Source organism: Streptomyces sp. NPDC037054, assembly GCF_055606745.1.
The window spans coordinates 164,647-182,092 of record NZ_JBVJSJ010000007.1 but is presented as its reverse complement, the minus strand read 5'-3'; the positions used below and the strand labels follow the sequence as shown (position 1 = coordinate 182,092).

At 73.5% G+C, this 17,446-nt stretch carries 16 protein-coding genes and 1 pseudogene; 11 read left to right on the top strand and 6 right to left on the bottom strand.

Translation table 11 applies throughout. The features are described 5' to 3' along the window. Window positions 1-45: 45 nt before the first annotated feature. On the bottom strand, window positions 46-1,593 hold the full coding sequence (locus ACZ7D7_RS18700; RefSeq protein WP_470825537.1) for an IucA/IucC family protein: 1,548 nt from the start codon (window positions 1,591-1,593) through the stop codon (window positions 46-48). 284 nt (window positions 1,594-1,877) lie between these two features. Between ACZ7D7_RS18700 and ACZ7D7_RS18695 the strand changes: the two genes are divergently transcribed. The 3 genes from ACZ7D7_RS18695 to ACZ7D7_RS18685 all read left to right on the top strand — a co-directional run bounded on the left by ACZ7D7_RS18695 (window position 1,878) and on the right by ACZ7D7_RS18685 (window position 5,215). Beyond that, window positions 1,878-3,362, top strand: a complete 1,485-nt coding sequence (locus tag ACZ7D7_RS18695; protein WP_470825844.1) for an IucA/IucC family protein — start codon at window positions 1,878-1,880, stop codon at window positions 3,360-3,362. 131 nt (window positions 3,363-3,493) lie between these two features. Next, entirely contained in the window at window positions 3,494-3,907 is a 414-nt protein-coding gene (locus ACZ7D7_RS18690; protein ID WP_470825536.1) for an SsgA family sporulation/cell division regulator, read from the top strand. A gap of 393 nt (window positions 3,908-4,300) precedes the next feature. Continuing rightward, on the top strand, window positions 4,301-5,215 hold the full coding sequence (locus ACZ7D7_RS18685) for a HipA family kinase (protein ID WP_470825535.1): 915 nt from the start codon (window positions 4,301-4,303) through the stop codon (window positions 5,213-5,215). A gap of 106 nt (window positions 5,216-5,321) precedes the next feature. Here ACZ7D7_RS18685 and aceB read toward each other — a convergent pair whose 3' ends face one another. Further along, window positions 5,322-6,947 carry a malate synthase A gene (aceB, locus tag ACZ7D7_RS18680; protein WP_470825534.1) on the bottom strand — a complete coding sequence of 542 codons (1,626 nt, stop codon included), beginning with the start codon at window positions 6,945-6,947 and terminating at the stop codon, window positions 5,322-5,324. 197 nt (window positions 6,948-7,144) lie between these two features. Beyond that, entirely contained in the window at window positions 7,145-7,744 is a 600-nt protein-coding gene (locus ACZ7D7_RS18675; RefSeq protein WP_470825533.1) for a nucleotidyltransferase family protein, read from the bottom strand. Between the two features lie 200 nt (window positions 7,745-7,944). Between ACZ7D7_RS18675 and ACZ7D7_RS18670 the strand changes: the two genes are divergently transcribed. Further along, on the top strand, window positions 7,945-8,259 hold the full coding sequence (locus ACZ7D7_RS18670; protein WP_470825532.1) for a DUF5955 family protein: 315 nt from the start codon (window positions 7,945-7,947) through the stop codon (window positions 8,257-8,259). A gap of 93 nt (window positions 8,260-8,352) precedes the next feature. On the opposite strand, the gene ACZ7D7_RS18665 is transcribed toward ACZ7D7_RS18670, so the two are convergent. Then, complete coding sequence (locus ACZ7D7_RS18665; RefSeq protein ID WP_470825531.1) at window positions 8,353-9,162, bottom strand: IclR family transcriptional regulator; 810 nt, start codon at window positions 9,160-9,162, stop codon at window positions 8,353-8,355. Between the two features lie 268 nt (window positions 9,163-9,430). Between ACZ7D7_RS18665 and allB the strand changes: the two genes are divergently transcribed. Then, window positions 9,431-10,771, top strand: a complete 1,341-nt coding sequence (gene allB, locus ACZ7D7_RS18660; RefSeq protein ID WP_470825530.1) for an allantoinase AllB — start codon at window positions 9,431-9,433, stop codon at window positions 10,769-10,771. A 41-nt stretch (window positions 10,772-10,812) separates the two neighbouring features. Next, window positions 10,813-11,928, top strand: a complete 1,116-nt coding sequence (gene alc / locus ACZ7D7_RS18655; protein ID WP_470825529.1) for an allantoicase — start codon at window positions 10,813-10,815, stop codon at window positions 11,926-11,928. Between the two features lie 127 nt (window positions 11,929-12,055). Here the strand turns inward: alc and ACZ7D7_RS18650 are convergent, their stop codons facing one another. Further along, entirely contained in the window at window positions 12,056-12,823 is a 768-nt protein-coding gene (locus tag ACZ7D7_RS18650) for an SDR family oxidoreductase (RefSeq protein ID WP_470825528.1), read from the bottom strand. 163 nt (window positions 12,824-12,986) lie between these two features. Between ACZ7D7_RS18650 and ACZ7D7_RS18645 the strand changes: the two genes are divergently transcribed. Continuing rightward, the gene (locus ACZ7D7_RS18645; protein ID WP_470825527.1) at window positions 12,987-13,382 is read left to right on the top strand and encodes a guanyl-specific ribonuclease; all 396 of its coding nucleotides are present in this window, start codon (window positions 12,987-12,989) and stop codon (window positions 13,380-13,382) included. A gap of 62 nt (window positions 13,383-13,444) precedes the next feature. On the opposite strand, the gene ACZ7D7_RS18640 is transcribed toward ACZ7D7_RS18645, so the two are convergent. Continuing rightward, entirely contained in the window at window positions 13,445-13,645 is a 201-nt protein-coding gene (locus ACZ7D7_RS18640) for a hypothetical protein (RefSeq protein ID WP_470825526.1), read from the bottom strand. 212 nt (window positions 13,646-13,857) lie between these two features. On the opposite strand from ACZ7D7_RS18640, the gene ACZ7D7_RS18635 reads away from it, so the two are divergent. The 4 genes and pseudogenes from ACZ7D7_RS18635 to ACZ7D7_RS18620 all read left to right on the top strand — a co-directional run. Beyond that, entirely contained in the window at window positions 13,858-15,123 is a 1,266-nt protein-coding gene (locus tag ACZ7D7_RS18635) for a sensor histidine kinase (protein ID WP_470825525.1), read from the top strand. Between the two features lie 471 nt (window positions 15,124-15,594). Then, complete coding sequence (locus ACZ7D7_RS18630; RefSeq protein ID WP_470825523.1) at window positions 15,595-16,425, top strand: hypothetical protein; 831 nt, start codon at window positions 15,595-15,597, stop codon at window positions 16,423-16,425. 76 nt (window positions 16,426-16,501) lie between these two features. Next, window positions 16,502-17,188, top strand: coding sequence for a response regulator transcription factor (locus ACZ7D7_RS18625; protein ID WP_470825522.1), 687 nt, complete (start codon window positions 16,502-16,504; stop codon window positions 17,186-17,188). Window positions 17,189-17,203: 15 nt separating this feature from the next. Then, window positions 17,204-17,341: pseudogene (locus ACZ7D7_RS18620) on the top strand (cytochrome P450); the annotation flags it as partial. Between the last annotated feature and the right edge of the window lie 105 nt (window positions 17,342-17,446).

Genomic DNA, 17,446 nt, shown 5'->3' with positions numbered 1-17,446 from the left:
GGTGCCGTGATCCAAAACGGTGCGTCAAGGGGCGGCAAGGGCGCGTCAAGGCAGGGCAAAGCCCAGCGGGTTGGGCAGCTCGGCCCACTGGTCGCCCGGCGTCGCCGGGGAGAGCCGCATCAGCGTCAGCGCCTTCGTGGGCAGCGGCTCCCGGAGCAGCGCGAGGAGGTCCGGGGTGCGCGGCAGATCCTGTACGGCCGGCTCCAGCGCGGCGCGCAGGGCCGCACCCGAGCCCGCCGTGCCCGCCAGCGCGCCCGCGACCAGCGAGCCGAACAGCTTGCGGCGCAGCGCAGCCGGATCGTCCGTCACCATCCGCCCGGGCAGCGCGGGAACCGCGACGCCGTGCCGGGCGAGACGCTCCGGGCTGACGCGGATGTCGGCCAGGTCGCGGTACACGAGCCGCACCGGCGCGCCGTCCGGCGACAGCACGACGAGCAGGTTCTGGCCGTGCGCCTCCAGGGCCACCCCCCACTCCAGCAGCCGCAGACCGACCCGCAGGGCGAGCGCGGCGAAGGCGGCGAGCCAGTCAGGCGAGCCGGGCAGACCGGTCGCCGGCAGCGCCGCCACCGGCACCACCCGCTCACCGGGCGCCGCGTACCGGCCCGGCGGCTCGCGCAGCACGGCGGCCAGGTCGGGGGAGTGGGCGGTCGCCGCGCCCGAAGTCCGGGTCACGTGCAGCAGTCCGTCGGCGCGCGCGGCCAGCGCCTCGGCGAAGTCCGACACGACGGCGGAGGCGGCGACCGACGCCACGGAGATGTCCCGCACGGAGGAGGTGAGCCGCGTGCTCAGCGCCGTCTTGACGTGCGGCCCGCCGGGCAGGGCGAGGGTGCGCAGGGCCATCAAGGGATGGGCGTGGACGACCTGTTGACTGTCCGCTCCTTCCTCCCCGGGCCGCTTCAGCACGTGGGCCGCCTGCCAGGGATGCACCGGGACCAGCACCCGCCCCCCGTCCCGCCAGGCCTCCGGCCACACCCCCGTCACCAGGCACTCGGCAGCCCGCACGGGCACCAGCCCCAGCGGTACGACCGGCCGGTGCTCGGGTGCCAGGGCGAGCTGCTCGGAGACCGAGAAGCCCGGCCGGGAGCGGCAGTTCGGGTGGAAGGGGTGACCGTCGACCACCCGCTGCTCCCACTCCCAGTCCGTTCCGGGGGGCGCCTTCGGGTGAGCGTCCTGTCCGGCGCGTGACAACGCCAACGAGGCGACGCCGTGGCCGAGTTCTGCGGCGAAGGCGGCCGAGTGCGGCACGGCGAGTGCCGTCAGCAGCGCGGCCGGATCGTCGTACGGGGTGTCGTGCGGAACGCCGTGCGGCGCGTCGTCGAGGTGTAGGGCCGTGACGTACGCGGACGTCGCGTACGGGTCGGCCGCCGGGCCGGACAGACGCCGCCCGTCGGACAGCCGCAGCACCAGCCCGTCCCGGACCGGCTCGCGCGCCGCGATCCAGGGCAGCGGCTCGTGGGCGAGCGCCCGCCACAGCCGGGTCAGCACGGCGGCGCGGGCCCCGGGCAGCTCGGCCGTGTACCGGGGCACCAGCTCGGGGCGCACTTCGGCCAGTTCGCGGCCGACCTCGGCCTCGGCGGTGGAGGGACGGTGCACGGGTGGTCTCCTCGGGTACGGGTAGGGACGAGCAGGGCGGCACAGCGGGGGACGATGCCAGACATACTGATCGTCTCCGCCCGAACAGACCGTAGGGAACAGTGGAACGCGTGGACCACATGCCCCCGCCCGCATCCGAGGCCACCCACGACGCGGGTACACCTGGCCCTTCCAGGGCGGCCGGACCCCTTGCCGAGGGGGCCGCGCCGCGCGCCCGGGCTGCTGCCGCTGTCGAGAGGGCTGAGCCGCGGGCCGGGGCCGCTGCCGGTGCCGAGAGGGCCGCGCTGCGCGCGGAGGTCGCTCGGCGTGCCGACGCGTGTGCCACCGCGCCGCTGCTGAACTGTCTCCTGCGTGAGGTCGCCCGGCGTGTGCCGACGGCCGGGGGACGGCCCGTGTACCGGCTGCCCGGATCGGAACGGCTGCTGCGGGTGAGCCCGGGCCGGCGGCCCACCCGGGCCGAGGTCTACGCAGCGGGCGGCTGGCACCGCCTCGGCCACACCGACCTGGTGAAACTCGTCGCCGACGAGGTCCGCCGGCACACCGGCGTCACCAACCACGAACTCCCCGCCGAGATGATCGACAGCCGCGACGCCGTCGCCGCGCTGCTGGCGGCCCGCGCCGACGCGGTCCCGCCCGACGACCCCTACCTGCGCTCCGAGCAGTCCCTCGTCACCGGCCACCCCCACCACCCCGCCCCGAAGGCGCGCGGCGGCGCACCGGCGGCGCTCTGGCTGCCGTACGCGCCCGAGGCGCACGCCCGTTTCCCGCTGGTGCTGCTCGCCGTACGCGCCGACACCGTCGTGGACGACGGCGACACGTCCGCCCTCGACACCCTCGGCACCGCCCCGCCCGGCTACCGCCTGCTGCCCGCCCACCCCTGGCAGCTCGACCTCGCGGGCGCCGCGCTCGCGCCCGCCTTCGCCGACGGCCGGCTGATCCGGCTCGGCACCACCGGCTTCCCGGTCCGGCCCACGGCCGCGATCCGCACGGTGTACGCGCCCGAGCGCGACCTGTTCCTGAAATTCAGCCTCGACGTGCGCATCACCAACGACATCCGCCGCCTGTGGCGCCACGACCTGCTCCGGCTGCGCCGCACCGACACCGCGGCGCGCGCCGCCCTCGCGGCCTCGCCCGGCCCCGCCGCCTGGCTGAGCGACCGGGGGCACCGCACCGCCGACTTCGCCTTCGAGGAACTCGCCGTGGTGGTGCGGGACGGGCTGCTCGACCACGTCCTGCCCGGCGCGACCCCGGTCCTCGCCGCCGCCCTCACCGAGGACTTCCCGGACAACCCCCTCCACCGCACGGCGGACCCGGACGCCTGGTGGGCGGCCTACCTGCGCCAGGTCGTGCCCCCGGCGCTGACGGCGTTCGCCGACCACGGCGTCGTCCTGGAGGCCCACCTCCAGAACACGCTGATCGCGGTGGACGCCGACGGCACGCCCGTGCAGGCCCTGTTCCGGGACGCCGAGGGCGTCAAACTCCTGCCCGAGGTCTCCCGCGCCGCCGGCTGGGAACGCCTCCAGTACTGCCTGCTCGTCAACCACCTCACCGAGATCGCCGCGGCCCTCGCCGAGTACCACCCCGGCCTGAACCCCTGGCCCGCCGTACGCCGCGAACTCGCCCGCCACGACCGGCTCCTGCCCGAGGCGGCCACCCTGCTCACCGCACCGACCCTGCCCGCCAAGACCAACCTCCTCCTGCGCTGGACGGGCGCGGACGGAGCCGACGCCCGCTATCTGCCGCTGCCGAACCCGCTGGCCGAGGCGTAGCGTCACACCTCTCCGCGTGTGAGACAGGTCACACGAAATGATGACCCGAACTCGCGTAATGCGGGGCCCCACAGGTGCTCTCACAGCACAACAGCCACAAGGCCGTGCCGCACCCCTCATGGAGTCCCCTCATGCACGTCACCCTGGAACTGGCCATCGGCGCCCGTCTGCTCACCGCGTACCGCGAGATCCCCCTCTCCGTCACGCTCCGCTACTCCTCCTCCGACCCGCTCGCCGTCCACCTCCGCTTCCCGGCGCACACCACGGCCGACGGCAAGGAGACGACCTGGGTCTTCGCCCGCACACTGCTCGCCGAAGGACTGGCCGGCGCCGCCGGCATAGGCAAGGTGCGGATCAGGCCGGGGCGGCCGTCCCACACCCTCGTACAGCTCGCCTCGCCCGAGGGCGTCGCCTCGCTCCGCTTCGACACCGACGTCCTGCGGCGCTTCCTGGACCGGACGCACTCGGTCGTGGCCCCCGCCGAGGAGGCCGTGGCCGTGGACCTCGACCACGGCCTCGCGACGCTGTTCGGAGGCCGGGCCTGATGCGCGACGTCAGCGGTACGCGCCCTCCCGTCCGGCGGACCGTCCTCCACGGCGCTGAGGCGTTCCGGCTCGGCAGACGTCTGCGCACGATGCGCGTGGAGCAGGGCTTGACCCTGGCGCAGGCGGCGGCCGCCTGCGGCGGCGGAGATCCCGCGGACCGCCGACGCTGACGGACGCTCCCGGCTCGCTGCGCCGGTGCCGCCGCTCGGGCCCCTGGGCGACTGCGGACAGGACATCGGGCCGCTCGGAGCGTGGCCTGGCTTCATACTGAAGGCCGAGAGCAATGGCCGGGCCACCGGATTCTCCTCAGGGAGGATCGGAGACTTTTCAAGCCTGCGCCGGAATGGAACCTGCCGTGGAACGCAAGGCATACGAGCCGTGGGGTCCTGGAAGATGCTGAGAGAGGTATGTGCCACTCGCTACGTGACCCCGCTGAGGTCCGGCGGCTCCGTCCCCGGAGTCGTCGAGGCCGACGATCTCGGCACGTACGTCGTGAAGTTCACCGGCTCCGCGCAGGGGCGCAAGGCGCTGGTCGCCGAGGTGATCGTCGGGGAGCTGGCCCGCGCGCTGGGGCTGCGGTTTCCCGAGCTGGTGCTGGTGCGGTTCGACCCCGCGATCGCCGGCGCCGAGCCGCACCAGGAGGTGCGCGACCTGCACGCCTCCAGTGCCGGGATCAACCTGGGCATGGACTTCCTGCCGGGTGCGCGGGACTTCACGCCCGAGGTGGCCGAGGTCCTTCCGGTCGACCCGCTGGAGGCCGGGCGGATCGTCTGGCTCGACGCGCTGACGCTGAACGTCGACCGCACGGTGCACAGCTCCAACCTGATGGTGTGGCCCACGCGCGGTGTCGCGCCGCCGCGCCTGTGGCTCATCGACCACGGAGCCGCCCTGGTCTTCCACCACCGCTGGGACCTGTCCGCACCCGAGAAGGCCTACGACTTCCGCCACCACGCCCTCGGCGGCTACGCGCCGGACACCCGCGCCGCCGACGCCGAGCTGGCGCCCCGCGTCACCGAGGAGCTGCTGCGCGAGGTGGTCGCCGAGGTGCCCGACGCCTGGCTGGCCGGCGAGGCCGGCTTCGCGACGCCCGATGAAGTCCGGCAGGCGTACGTCACGCATCTCCACGCGCGCGTGCGGGCCTCCGCGGCCTGGCTGCCCGTCGACTTCCCGAGCCGCGACGAACTCGCCGCGGAGAACGCGCGCCGCGCGGCGAAGTCCCGGCAGGGGCGGCCGGACTGGCTCAAGCAGGTCCCCGACCTGCACGGCAAACCGGCCGCCGAACAGGACTGGTCCGTGCACCTGGGGTGAACGCGCCGCCCGGGACGACCGCCGCCAAACCGGAGATCGAGTCCCGCACGCGCGCGAGTGGCCCCGGGAAGGCGCCGGGGCCACTCGGACCGGAGGAGCCGGGCGCTCAGCCCTGGAGGCGTTCGTACGCCGGCAGCGTCAGGAAGTCGGCGTAGTCCTCGTCGAGGGAGACCGTCAGCAGCAGGTCGTGGGCCTGCTGCCAGTTGCCCGCCGCGAAGGCCTCCTCGCCGATCTCGGCGCGGATGTTCGCGAGTTCCTCGGCGGCGACCTCGCGGGCCAGGTCGGCGGTGACCTGCTCGCCGTTGTCCAGGACGACCTCGGCGTTGATCCACTGCCAGATCTGGGAGCGGGAGATCTCGGCGGTGGCCGCGTCCTCCATCAGGTTGAAGATCGCGACGGCGCCCATGCCGCGCAGCCACGCCTCGATGTACCGGATGCCGACCTGCACGGCGTTGACCAGACCGGCGTACGTCGGCTTGGCCTCCAGGGAGTCGATCGCGATGAGGTCCGCCGCCTTGACGTCGACGTCCTCGCGCAGCCGGTCCTTCTGGTTCGGCTTGTCGCCGAGGACGCGGTCGAAGGACTCCATGGCGATCGGCACCAGGTCGGGGTGGGCGACCCAGGAGCCGTCGAAGCCGTCGTTCGCCTCGCGGTCCTTGTCGGCGCGGACCTTCTCGAAGGCGACCTTGTTGACCTCGGCGTCCCGGCGGGACGGGATGAACGCCGCCATGCCGCCGATCGCGTGCGCGCCGCGCTTGTGGCAGGTACGGACGAGCAGTTCGGTGTACGCCCGCATGAACGGGGCCGTCATCGTGACCGCGTTGCGGTCCGGCAGCACGAACCGGGCGCCGCCGTCACGGAAGTTCTTGACGATGGAGAACAGGTAGTCCCAGCGGCCCGCGTTCAACCCCGCGGCGTGGTCGCGCAGTTCGTAGAGGATCTCCTCCATCTCGTACGCGGCCGTGATCGTCTCGATGAGCACGGTGGCGCGGACGGTGCCGCGCGGGATGCCGACGTAGTCCTGCGCGAAGACGAACACCTCGTTCCAGAGGCGGGCCTCCAGGTGCGACTCGGTCTTCGGCAGGTAGAAGTACGGGCCCTTGCCGAGGTCGAGGAGTCGCTGCGCGTTGTGGAAGAAGTACAGGCCGAAGTCGACCAGGGCGCCGGGCACGGCGCGGCCCTCGGCGTCCGTGAGGTGACGCTCGGGCAGGTGCCAGCCGCGCGGGCGCATGACGACCGTGGCGAGTTCCTCGTTCGGGCGCAGCGCGTACGACTTGCCGGTCCGCTCATCCGTGAAGTCGATGTTCCGGGTGTAGGCGTCGATCAGGTTGAGCTGGCCGAGGACGACGTTCTCCCAGGTGGGCGCCGAGGCGTCCTCGAAGTCCGCGAGCCAGACCTTCGCGCCGGAGTTGAGGGCGTTGATGGTCATCTTGCGGTCGGTGGGGCCGGTGATCTCGACCCGGCGGTCGTTCAGGGCCTCGGGAGCGGGGGCCACCCTCCAGGAGTCGTCGGCGCGGATCGCGGCGGTCTCGGGGAGGAAGTCGAGCGTGGAGGTGCGGGCGATCTCGGCGCGGCGCTCCGCACGGCGGGCGAGGAGTTCGTCACGGCGGGGCGTGAACCGGCGGTGCAGCTCGGCCACGAAGGCGAGGGCCGCGTCGGTGAGGACCTCCTCCTGCCGGGGCAGGGGCTCGGCGTCGACGATGGCCAGCGGGGACGGCGCTGGTGTGGACATGAGCTGTCACTTCCTTCAGCGAGCGTGGCACCGGGTGCCAGGTTTCCCGGGTGCTGCCGGATACGGCGATGGACGCCCGTGGAGGCCTCGGGCGCTTCTGAACAGTGGATACTAGTTTCCTCATAGTGGAAGTTCAATGTTTTGTTGACGTCGAGATTCTCCGGATCGAGCCAAGGTGGCGCTCAGTGCCACGCCGTTCACCGAAGGTGTCCGAGATCGGCCGGGGTGTCGATGTCGTACGCCTCGGCCACGTCCCCGCACTCGACGAGCGTGACCGCCTCCCGGTGCTCCGCGAGGTAGGCGCGCGCCCCCCGGTCACCGGTCGCACTGGCGGCGATCCCGGCCCAGTGCGCCGCGCCGAAGAGGACCGGGTGCCCACGCACGCCGGCGTACGCCGCCGACACCAGGGACGTCTCGTCGCGGTACGCGTCCCGCACCCGGGCCACCGCCTCCGGCCCGATGCCCGGCTGGTCGACGAGGGACACCAGCGCCGCCCGCGCGCCGGTCCCGGCGAGCGAGGCCAGCCCGGCGCGCAGCGAGGACCCCATGCCCGCCTCCCACTCCGGGTTGTCCACGAGCACACAGCCGTCGAGCCCCGCCCGCCGGCGCACCTCGTCGGCGGCCGCCCCCAGGACCACGTGCACGCGCGTGCAGCCGGCCGCGCGCAGCACGCCGACCGCGTGTTCCACGAGCGGGCGCCCGTGGTGTTCGAGGAGCGCCTTGGGCCGCCCGCCGAGCCGCCGGCCGCCGCCCGCCGCGAGCAGCAGCCCGGCGATCCGTGGTTCGTCGTAGGTCATGCGCTCTGCATACCCGACCCGCCGTCCGACGTCCCGGCGAGCGGCCGGTTTCGCAGGGCTGAATTTCGGCCCGCGTGGTGGCGCGGCCCGTCCCGGGTGACGTTTACTGACCGGCGTCCCCAGGTGCCCGACCACCACCGCGGGGGCGCCCCGAGGAACGAGTACGAGACGGCGCACCAGGTGCGCGAGGGGGGAGAACCATGTTGCGGAGCGCGGGGCACAGGCCCGTGACCGGCAGCGACGAGGACCCGAGAGTGACGGAACTGCGGACGGCGGTGTCCCGGCTGTGCCGCGCGCTCGCCGCGCACCCGGCCGACTTCCCGGACCGCACCATCGCCGAGGAGGAACTCGCCGCGCTCGCCGCCCTGCCTGCCGACGGCACCCCGGAGATCCACCGGCTGCGCCGGTCGCTGCTGCGGATCGCCGCGGCGACCGGATCCGTCAGCGCCCTGTCGGGCGCCCTGGCGGAACTCCGGGTGGCGGTCGACATGTTCGGCGAACCGCCGCGGAGCTGAGCGGGGCGCCCGCGCCGTGAGGCGCGGCGCGTACGACGGCAGCCCCCGGTCTCGTGGACCGGGGGCTGCCGTCGTACGGGTTCGCGACCGAGGTCAGCCGGTGGCCGGGCCGCCGCCCGAGGCCGCCAGCGCCTCGGCCAGCTCGGCCGCGACCTCCTGGAGCACCGGCACGATCTTCTCCGTCGCGGTCTCGGTGACCCGGCCCGCCGGGCCCGAGATCGAGATGGCCGCGGTGGTGGGGGAGTCGGGGACCGGGACCGCGAGGCAGCGCACGCCGATCTCCTGCTCGTTGTCGTCGACGGCGTAACCCCGCCGCCGCACGTCCTCCAGCGCCGCGAGGAAGCCCTCCGGCGTGGTGATCGTCTTCTCCGTCGCGGCCGGCATGCCGGTACGGGCCAGCAGCGCGCGCACCTCCTCCGGCGGGAAGTGCGCCAGCAGGGCCTTGCCGACGCCGGTGGAGTGCGGCAGCACGCGTCGGCCGACCTCCGTGAACATGCGCATCGAGTGCTTGGACGGCACCTGCGCCACGTAGACGATCTCGTCGCCGTCGAGCAGCGCCATGTTCGCCGTCTCGCCGGTCTCCTCGACCAGGCGGGCGAGGTACGGGCGCGCCCAGGTGCCCAGCAGCCGGGACGCGGACTCGCCGAGCCGGATCAGACGCGGGCCGAGCGCGTAGCGGCGGTTGGGCTGCTGACGCACGTACCCGCACGCCACCAGCGTGCGCATCAGACGGTGGATGGTGGGCAGCGGCAGCCCGCTGCTGGCGGAGAGCTCGCTCAGGCCGACCTCGCCGCCCGCGTCCGCCATCCGTTCGAGCAGGTCGAAGGCGCGCTCCAGGGACTGCACGCCGCCTGTGGCGGCGGACCGGGCGGAGTCGGTGGTGCTGGCGCTGGACGTCGGCACGGCGCGTTCCTTTCGGGACTGGCGGGAAGGGCAGAAGCCTACCCGGCAGTCGGTTGACTCCCCGCTTGTGCGTAGCTACGTTCTGCTTGCTGGAATTCTAATTCCGCTTTGTGGAAACGTCCAGAGCGGGTTCGTCCGGCGTCTCCGGAAGCGGCGTGCCCTTGACGGGTCGCGCGCCGGAGTGAAGACTCCTTCAACAGAACGTTGAATTCCGTAGCGTGGAAGTAGACCCATGGCCGGAAACAGACGGCGGCAGAGAGGGGCTGGGGTGTCCGACGCTGAACTGGTGCTGCGCTCGACGCGCGTCATCACACCCGAGGGGACGCGCGCCGCGTCCGTCGCGGTGGCCGGGGGGACCATCACGGCCGTCCTGCCGCACGACGCCCCCGTGCCGGCCGGGGCACGCCTCGAGGACCTCGGCGACGACGTCCTGCTGCCCGGGCTGGTCGACACGCACGTGCACGTCAACGACCCCGGCCGCACCGAGTGGGAGGGCTTCTGGACGGCCACCCGCGCGGCGGCCGCGGGCGGCATCACCACCCTCGTCGACATGCCGCTGAACTCCCTGCCCCCCACCACCACGGTCGACCACCTGCGCGTCAAGCAGAAGGTCGCCGCCGACAAGGCGCACATCGACGTCGGCTTCTGGGGCGGCGCCCTGCCCGACAACGTCGCGGACCTGCGCCCGCTGCACGACGCCGGGGTGTTCGGCTTCAAGGCGTTCCTGTCCCCGTCCGGCGTCGAGGAGTTCCCGCACCTCGACCAGGACCAACTCGCCCGTTCCCTGGCCGAGATCGCCGCCTTCGACGGGCTGCTCATCGTGCACGCCGAGGACCCGCACCACCTCGCCGCCGCCCCGCAGCACGGCGGCCCGAAGTACGCCGACTTCCTCGCCAGCCGCCCCCGCGACGCCGAGGACACCGCGATCGCCGCCCTGCTGGCCCAGGCCCGCCGCATGAACGCGCGCGTGCACGTGCTGCACCTGTCCTCCAGCGACGCGCTGCCGCTGATCGCCGAGGCGAAGGCCGACGGCGTCCGCGTCACCGTCGAGACCTGCCCCCACTACCTGACCCTCACCGCCGAGGAAGTCCCCGACGGCGCCAGCGAGTTCAAGTGCTGCCCGCCCATCCGCGAGGCCGCCAACCAGGACCTGCTGTGGCAGGCGCTCGCCGACGGCACGATCGACTGCGTCGTCACCGACCACTCGCCGTCCACCGCCGACCTCAAGACCGGCGACTTCGCGACCGCCTGGGGCGGCATCTCCGGCCTCCAGCTGAGCCTGCCCGCCGTGTGGACCGCCGCACGCGCGCGTGGCCACTGCCTGGAGGACGTCGTCCGCTGGATGTCCGCGCGGACAGCGGCACTCGTCGGCCTCGACGACCGCAAGGGCGCCATCGCCCCCGGCCGCGACGCCGACTTCGCGGTGCTCGCGCCCGACGAGACGTTCACCGTGGACCCCGCCGCCCTCCAGCACCGCAACCGCGTCACCGCGTACGCGGGCCGCACCTTGCACGGCGTCGTCAAGTCGACCTGGCTGCGCGGCCGACGCATCGTGACCGACGGCGAGTTCACCGCACCGCAGGGCCACCTCCTCACCCGGACCACCTGACACCCACCGAGCCGACTCCAGAAAGGCAGGACCTGATCACCGTGACGGCGATCGAGAGCTTCACCGGCGACGCGAACCCCTACGGAGGCGGCGACCCGTACGCGGACTACCGCACCGCCGACTTCCCCTTCACCCACCACGCCGATCTCGCCGACCGCAGGCTCGGTGCCTCGGTCGTCGCCGCCAACGACGAGTTCTTCGCCCAGCGCGAGAACCTGCTCGTGCCCGAGCGTGCCGAGTTCGACCCCGAGCACTTCGGGCACAAGGGCAAGGTCATGGACGGCTGGGAGACCCGGCGCCGCCGCGGCGGTTCCGCCGAGCACCCGTGGCCGACTGCCGAGGACCACGACTGGGCGCTGATCCGGCTCGGCGCGCCCGGCGTGATCCGCGGCATCGTCGTCGACACGGCCCACTTCCGCGGCAACTACCCGCAGGCCGTCTCGGTCGAGGCCGCCTCCGTACCCGGCTCCCCGTCCCCGGAGGAACTCCTCTCGGACGACGTGAAGTGGACGACGCTCGTCTCCCGCACCCCGGTCGGCGGCCACGCGGCGAACGGCTTCGAGGTCGCCGTCGAGCAGCGCTTCACCCACCTCCGCCTGAACCAGCACCCCGACGGCGGCATCGCGCGCCTGCGGGTGTACGGCGAGGTCGCCCCGGACCCCGCGTGGCTGTCCGCGCTCGGCACGTTCGACGTCGTCGCACTGGAGAACGGCGGCCGGGTGGAGGACGCCTCCAACCTCTTCTACTCGCCGGCCACCAACACCATCCAGCCGGGCCGCTCCCGCAAGATGGACGACGGCTGGGAGACCCGCCGCCGCCGCGACCGGGGCAACGACTGGATCGAGTACCGCCTCGTCGAGCAGGCCCGGATCCGGGCGGTCGAGATCGACACCGCCTATCTGAAGGGCAACAGCGCCGGATGGGCCTCGGTGTCCGTGCGGGACGGAGCGGACGGCGACTGGACGGAGATCCTGCCCCGCACCCGCCTCCAGCCCGACACGAACCACCGCTTCGTCCTCCCGGCCCCGGCCGTCGGCACGCACGCGCGCGTGGACATCTACCCGGACGGCGGCATCTCCCGCCTGCGTCTGCACGGCTCGCTGACGGAGACCGGACAGACGCGACTGGCGGCACGGCACAGGGAGTTGGGCGGCTGAGAGGCGCCGGCTCCCCACGACGCCGGACGGGTGTGCTCGGCCCGTCCGGCGTTTGACGACGAGGCCGTCCAGGCCGACAAGGGGATCCGGGGGCGCAGCCCCCGGAACAGCGGCCCCGCGACGCGCGTCACGCCGCATGACCCCCGTCGACGGAGTACTCCGCCCCCGTGACGTACGCCGACACCGCCAGGTGCGCCACCGTCGCCGCCACCTCCTCCACCGTGCCGAACCGGCCGAGCGCCGTCAGCGCCGCCTGGCCGTCCGCGTACGGACCGTCCGCCGGGTTCATGTCGGTGTCGATCGGCCCCGGGTGGACGATGTTCGCGGTGATCCCGCGCGGGCCGAGCTCCCGTGCGAGCGCCTTGGTCAGCCCGGTCAGCGCCGCCTTGCTCATCGCGTACAGCGTGCCGCCGGGCCCCGGCACGCGCCGCGTCATGCACGTGCCGACGGTGACGATCCGCCCGCCGGACGTCATCCGGGCCGCGGCGGCCTGCGAGGCGAGGAACACCCCGCGCACGTTCACCGCGAGGACGCGGTCGACGTCGGCGGTCGTGAAGCTCTCCAGCGGGCCGAGCAGTCCCACGCCGACGTTGTTCACCAACACGTCGAGCCGTCCCCCGAGTTCCCGGGCGGCGCGCTCCACGGCGCCCCCGGCCTCCTCGGCGTCCGCCGAGTCCGCGCGCAGCGCCACCGCCTTGCGGCCCAGCGCCCGAGCGGCCCGTACGACGTCCTCGGCGGCGTCCTTGTTGTCCACGTAGGTGACGGCGACGTCCGCGCCGTCCCGGGCCAGCCGCAGGGCCGTGGCCGCGCCGATGCCCCGGCTGCCGCCGGTGACCAGGGCCGCCCTGCCGGCCAGAGAGGTGTCCCGCGAGGTCATGAGTTCGTGTGAGGTCATGCCCCCATCCCAGCCGTCGGCACACGCGCGTGCTGGCGGCGAACGGACATCGCGTTCAGGGGAGAACGCGGCATCGCGTTCAGGGGGAACGGCTCCAACGGCACGCAAAATTCTCTTGCTTGACATTGACATGCCAGCGTCTACGCGCGTCATCATGGGATGCATGAAATTCCCCCCACACATCACGCGCCTCGGCGCCGCAGCAGCTGTCCTGTCCGCCCTCCTCGTGGGCGGCACCGTCTCGACGACCACGGCTGCCGCCGCCCCCACAGCGGTCGGCAGCATCTGCTACAGCGACCTGCCCTCGCAGGCACACGACACCCTCGACCTCATCGAGCAGGGCGGACCGTTCCCGTTCGAGCAGGACGGGACCGTCTTCCAGAACCGGGAAGGCATCCTGCCCAGCCAGTCCTCCGGCTACTACCACGAGTACACGGTGATCACGCCGGGCTCCGACGACCGTGGCGCCCGCCGCATCGTCACCGGTGAGGAGTACCAGGAGGACTACTACACCGCGGACCACTACGCCTCGTTCGACCTGGTCGACCACGGCTGCTGATCCGCGTCACGCCCCACCGGCGCCGGCGCGGCCGGCGTCACCGCCGGGGGTCCGGTCCGAGCTCAGCCGGACCCCCGGCTCTCCGCCGCGGCGAACAGCGCGACCCCCAGCAGCAACAGGGCCCCACTCGCGTACAACTCGTGGCCGTCGAGGAACCCGAGCCGCTGCACGAGGCCCCACTTCCAGTCGGTGAACTCGTGCACCAGGCCCGCCACGCCCTGCACCAGGGCGATGAACCCGAGGATCTCCAGCAACTTCTTCATGGGTGAGACCCTCGCCCCGCCGACCCCCCGCGGTCATCGGCCGCGGGGCCAGCCCGCCCCGACCGAAGCAGCCGGTGTCCGCCGCCGACCGAGCCCAAAGTCCGCGACCCCGCGCCGATAGTCCACGACCCCGCGCCGAAAGTCCACGCCCCCGCGACTTCGGTCGACGATCCGCCGCGGCCGCGCGTGCCGCCGTCCCGCGCTGCGTAGATTTGTCGACCGTGAGTGGTGACCAGGCGGATCCCCGGACCCCCGCCGACCTTCCCGCCACGCGCCGGTGGCTGCTGCCGTCCGCGCTGGCCGACGAACTCGACCCCGGCGCCCGGCGGTCCGGGCGCACCCGGCGCACCGCCCGCGACTGGATCGTCGACTTCTCCTGCTTCGCGCTGGCCGTCGGCATCGGCCTGCTCGGCGCCGAGTCGATGGCCGACGACCCGAACCTCCCGGGGCCCGTCGCCGCCGTCGACCAGGTGATCGGCGCACTGTCCTGCGGCGCCGTGTGGCTGCGCCGCCGCTGGCCGCTCGGGCTCGCCATCGCGATGGTCCCCGTCGGGTTCCTCTCCAACACCGCGGGCGGCGCCGGGCTGATCTCCCTGTTCACCCTCGCCGTGCACCGGCCCTTCCGGTACGTGGCCTGGACCGGCGGCGCGTCCCTCGCCGTGCTCCCGGTGTTCTTCCGGCTGCGCCCCGACCCCGACCTGTCGTACCCGGCCGTGCTCGTCTTCACCGGGCTGCTGATCGTCTCGGCCATCGGCTGGGGCATGTTCGTCCGCTCCAAACGGCAGTTGATGCTCAGTCTGCGGGACCGCGCCCGGCGCGCCGAGACCGAGGCGCGGCTGCGCGCCGAACAGGCCCAGCGGCTCGCCCGCGAGGCCATCGCCCGCGAGATGCACGACGTGCTCGCGCACCGCCTGACCCTGCTCAGCGTGCACGCCGGCGCCCTGGAGTTCCGGCCCGACGCGCCCCGCGAGGAGGTCGCCCGGGCCGCCGGCGTCATCCGGGAGAGCGCCCACGACGCCTTGCAGGACCTGCGGCAGATCATCGGCGTCCTGCGCGCCGCCGACTCCGACGACCCGGGCGGACGACCGCAGCCGACGCTCGCCGCACTCGACGCGCTCGTCGCCGAGTCCCGCGCGGCCGGCATGAAGGTCACGCTCACCCACCGCGTCACCGACGCCGGCGCCGTACCCGCCGTCGTCGGCCGCACCGCCTACCGCATCGCCCAGGAAGGACTGACCAACGCCCGCAAGCACGCGCCCGGCACGGAGGTCGCCGTGACCGTCACCGGCGGACCCGGCGACGGACTCGTGATCCGCGTGCACAACCCCGCGCCCGAGGGCGAGGTCCCGCCCGTCCCCGGCTCCGGACAGGGCCTCATCGGACTGACCGAGCGCGCCACCCTGGCCGGCGGCACCCTGGCACACGGCCCCACGGCGGAGGGCGGCTTCGAGGTACGCGCGTGGCTGCCGTGGGACTGACCGGCCCCGTCGCACGCGTCCCCACGCGTCCCCATCTCCCGGCAGGTGAGCGGCATTTGACTTGTCAGTGCCGCTGGCTATGTTTGTCCGGCTTCAGCATCGAGCGTCTCGGAAGGAACAGCCGGCGTGAGTTTCGGGGGACCCCACCATCCGCAGCAGCCCCAGTGGCCGACGAACGGCGGACAGCACCCGCCCGCGCCCCCGCCCGGCAGCCCGTACGCTCCGCCCTCGAACCAAGGGCCGTACCAGCCCTCGAACCAAGGGTCGTACCCTCCGCCCAACCCGGGGCCGTACCCGCCGCCATCGCCGAACGCCGGTCCTTATGCGTCGCCGTACACCAACGCGCCGTACGTACCTCCCCAGCCCTACCCGCCGCAGCAGCCGTATCCGCCGCGCCCGGGGGGCGGTTCCCCGCTGGGCTGGGGCGCGTTCCGCGGGCTGCGCGGTGCCGAATGGCCGCGGGTGCGCGACATGTTCAGCGCTTGGCGGCGAAGCAGCCCCGGCTGCATGTGGCTCGTGCTGCTCGCGCCGTGCGCCTGGTTCGTGTTCGTGCCCCTCGTCGCGGGCTACTCGTTCGCCCGCTCGGCCCGTCTCAGGGCGCACCGGCTGTTCCCGCCGCGCGGCGAACGCCGCATCGAGGACCCGCGGGTGACGCGGCTCCAGAAGGCGCGCGCCTGGGCCGCCGCCGCGCTGACCGTGCTGCTGCTCGCGCTGTACGGCAAGCCCGAGGACGTGAGCGAGGCGCAGCAGCAGTACATGCTGCGGATCGCCATCACCCCGCCGCTGCTCCTGCTGAGCGCGCCCGTCGTCATCGCGTTCCTCTTCCGCTGGGCCACGCCCGAGACGAAGGCCGACATGCGCCCACGCGTGCGTGCCGCGGGAAAGTCGGCCCTGTGGTACATCGCGGCCGTCACCGCGGTGCCGCTGGCGGTCGTGGGCATCAGCATGCTGGAGGAGACGGGCGCCGCCTCAGGAACCGGCGACAGCGGTGCCACCCCCTGGCTGACGCTCGCGCTGTTCCTGCCCCTCGTCTGGGTGGTGTTCTTCCTCGGCTTCGCCACCGGCCCCGCCATCCGCACCGGCTTCAACACCGCCGCCGTGCACGCGACACTGCCCGCCCTGCTCACCGGGGTCCTGGTGTGGGAGTGGGCGCTGATCAGCCTGCTCGCGGGCGGCCTGCCGCCGGGCCCGCCGCTCGTCCAGATCCTCGCCTTCCTGGGCGGTCCGGCCTCGGTGACGGCCGTGGTCTGGTGGGAACTCCGCGTCCTGCGCACCCGCCACGGCGTGATCCTGCGCGCGTAGGTACCTGGGACGCCGCCACCGCACACGGCCCGACGGGCCCAACTCCCCGCCTCACCACCGTGATTACGTATGCCTCATGACTGCGATCAGACTCCTCCTCGTCGACGACGACCCCCTGGTGCGGGCCGGGCTGTCTTTCATGATGGGTGGCGCGGACGACATCGAGGTCGTCGGCGAAGCCGGTGACGGGTGCGAGGTCGTGGCGCTCGTCGACCGCACCCGGCCCGACGTCGTCCTGATGGACATCCGGATGCCGACGGTCGACGGCCTCACGGCGACGGAACTGCTCAGGGGACGTGAGGACGCCCCGCAGGTGGTCGTGCTGACCACCTTCCACGCCGACGAACAGGTCCTGCGGGCCCTGCGCGCGGGCGCCGCCGGATTCGTCCTCAAGGACACGCCGCCCGCCGAGATCCTGGACGCGGTACGCCGGGTCGCGGCGGGCGATCCCGTCCTGTCGCCCGCCGTCACCCGCCAGTTGATGACCCACGCGGCGGACAGCGCGGCCGACGCCCGCCGGGCACGCGCGCGTGAGCGCATCGCCCTCCTCAACGACCGTGAGCGCGAAGTCGCCGTAGCGGTCGGCCGGGGCCTCGCCAACGCGGAGATCGCCGCGGAGCTGTTCATGAGCGTGGCCACCGTCAAGACCCACGTCTCCCGTGTCCTGTCCCGGCTCGGCCTCAACAACCGCGTGCAGATCGCCCTGCTGGCCCACGACGCCGGACTGCTGGAGGAGCGAACCGGCGAGGGCGGCGGGCACTAGTCGCGGGTGCCGGTCGTGGCCCGCCTCGAAGCGAGCACGGCGGTCCGCGCCCTGCTTGAGCGTGCCCCCGGCCTCGCGCTCGACGGCCCGCCGGGCGCGTGGCTGCTGGGCGCCCTGATGAGAGGCGTTCGGAGCCTCCCGGTGCGGTGGTGACGCCCTCACCCCGAGGATGGGCGGGTGATGTCTGGGATCGGCCTGTGGGGCGGTAACACCCTGGACCGGCCGGTGGGGTCGTGACGTCCCGGACGCCGGAGGGCT

Excerpts from the sequence above, each read along its gene's own strand:
- ACZ7D7_RS18690 (WP_470825536.1), top strand. The coding sequence starts at position 3,494 with ATGCACGTCACCCTGGAACTGGCCATCGGCGCCCGTCTGCTCACCGCG.
- ACZ7D7_RS18685 (WP_470825535.1), top strand. The coding sequence starts at position 4,301 with ATGCTGAGAGAGGTATGTGCCACTCGCTACGTGACCCCGCTGAGGTCC.
- aceB (WP_470825534.1), bottom strand. The coding sequence starts at position 6,947 with ATGTCCACACCAGCGCCGTCCCCGCTGGCCATCGTCGACGCCGAGCCC.
- ACZ7D7_RS18675 (WP_470825533.1), bottom strand. The coding sequence starts at position 7,744 with ATGACCTACGACGAACCACGGATCGCCGGGCTGCTGCTCGCGGCGGGC.
- ACZ7D7_RS18670 (WP_470825532.1), top strand. The coding sequence starts at position 7,945 with ATGTTGCGGAGCGCGGGGCACAGGCCCGTGACCGGCAGCGACGAGGAC.
- ACZ7D7_RS18650 (WP_470825528.1), bottom strand. The coding sequence starts at position 12,823 with ATGACCTCACACGAACTCATGACCTCGCGGGACACCTCTCTGGCCGGC.
- ACZ7D7_RS18645 (WP_470825527.1), top strand. The coding sequence starts at position 12,987 with ATGAAATTCCCCCCACACATCACGCGCCTCGGCGCCGCAGCAGCTGTC.
- ACZ7D7_RS18640 (WP_470825526.1), bottom strand. The coding sequence starts at position 13,645 with ATGAAGAAGTTGCTGGAGATCCTCGGGTTCATCGCCCTGGTGCAGGGC.
- ACZ7D7_RS18630 (WP_470825523.1), top strand. The coding sequence starts at position 15,595 with ATGTTCAGCGCTTGGCGGCGAAGCAGCCCCGGCTGCATGTGGCTCGTG.
- ACZ7D7_RS18625 (WP_470825522.1), top strand. The coding sequence starts at position 16,502 with ATGACTGCGATCAGACTCCTCCTCGTCGACGACGACCCCCTGGTGCGG.